At 71.0% G+C, this 1,581-nt stretch carries 1 protein-coding gene; it reads right to left on the reverse strand.

The annotated features are described in order from the left end of the window. Nucleotides 1-1,581, reverse strand: a 1,581-nt coding sequence (locus ACEN88_RS31235) for a glycosyl hydrolase 115 family protein (RefSeq protein ID WP_413345989.1), incomplete at both ends; no start/stop codon positions are given.

Here is a 1,581-nt window from a genome sequence, read left to right on the forward strand (position 1 = left end):
GCGCATGGCGGCCTGGCCGCCATGCGCCGCCACGGTGACGGTCCGTGTCGACGGCTCGCCCCTGACGAATACCAGCCGGCCCGCGTCCGCCGCATACGGGTACGGGTAGACGATCGAGCACCCCTTGCCCTGGTCCGGCCCGGAAGGGGGCCCATAAGCCGGCCACGCGGGTTCCGCGAACACGGGCAGGCGGCGCGGGGCCATGTCCATGAAGCGGCGCCACTTACCGCCGGCGAGCCCGTTGTAGGCAGCCGTGTCGGCGACGAGTTGCGCGTGCGCCTGGCGCGCCTCGTCCACCAGGTGCTGCGCCGACGGTCGGCCCTGGCGCGCCGACTCGGCCGCGAGGTCCAGCTTCAGGATGCGCGCATTCAGGCGCGCCGCGCCGCGCACCGGGTACAGCACCAGTTCGAAATAGGCGTCGCGCAGGGCGGCCGGGATGCGCCGCGCCAGTGACTCGGCGCGGTCCACCAGGGCCGCGTAGCGCTCCACGCGCCGCATGCCTTCCTCGCCGCCGGCCGCCATGTAGTCAGTGCGGCGGTTGGGCGTGACCGGTTCCACCTGTCCGAAGCCCATGAATTCGGGACGGCGCTCCCAGGCCAGGTCGTAGTAGTCGCGCAAGATCCGGGCGACGTCCGCCCCCTGCTCCGGGCCGAACTGGACGGCGCTCCAGTCGGCCAGGTGGCGTGCCGGGTCGGCCCCGAGCCGGCCGGCGTCGAAGGCGCTGTCGAGGAAGTACTGGACGAGGTATTCGGCCGGCTTGATGTCGCCCACGTTCACGACCCACAGCTTGCGCGCGCCCGTCGTCCACGCGCGCTGCAGCTGGTCGCGGATCAGCGCCGGATGCGTCGTGCCCAGCCACAGGTAGTCGTGCGGCCGGCCCCAGTACGAAATGTGGTAATAGATGCCCGCCCCGCCCGCGCGGCGGCGCTCGGTCGCATTGCTCAGCTGGTGCAGGTAGCCGTAGTTATCGTCCGGCCAGACCAGCGTGACGTCGTCCGGCACCTTGAGCCCGGCCTTGTAGACGTCCAGCACTTCCTTGTACAGCGTGAGCGCCTGCGGCACGCCGGCGGCCGGGCGGCCCAGGCTGCGCGCGAGGATGTCGCGCTGCAGGCGGATGGCCTCCTCCGTCGCGCCGCGCGCCTCCCCGATCGTGGCGGCGCCCTCCATCGCTGAATCGTGCACGCCGCGCAGCCCGACCGAATAGATATTCTCGCCGTCCTTCACCTCGGTCACGCGGCGGCGCCAGTAGTCCGCCATCGCGGCGCGGTTCGTGAAGAAGTTGAACGGACCGTTCTTCCCGCTGTCCCATTCGCGCACGTTGTTGCGCATCATCGGCTCGGCATGCGACGTGCCCACGACGATGGCGTAGTCGGCCGCGGTACGGGCATTGCCCTCGATCTGGTAGAAGGGCTGCGTCGAATCGTGCATCGCCGGCCAGATCAGGTTGGCCTTCAGGCGCCACATCAGCTCGAAGATGCGGGCATACGTCGCCGGGCCGATGTCGCCGGCGGGGTCGCGCGCGGCCGCCCAGGGCTGCAGGCCCCAGTCCTCGTCGTTCAGGAAGATGCCGCGGTACTGGAC

It is taken from the genome of Massilia sp. CT11-108, assembly GCF_047302915.1.
GTDB lineage: Bacteria > Pseudomonadota > Gammaproteobacteria > Burkholderiales > Burkholderiaceae_D > Telluria > Telluria orientalis.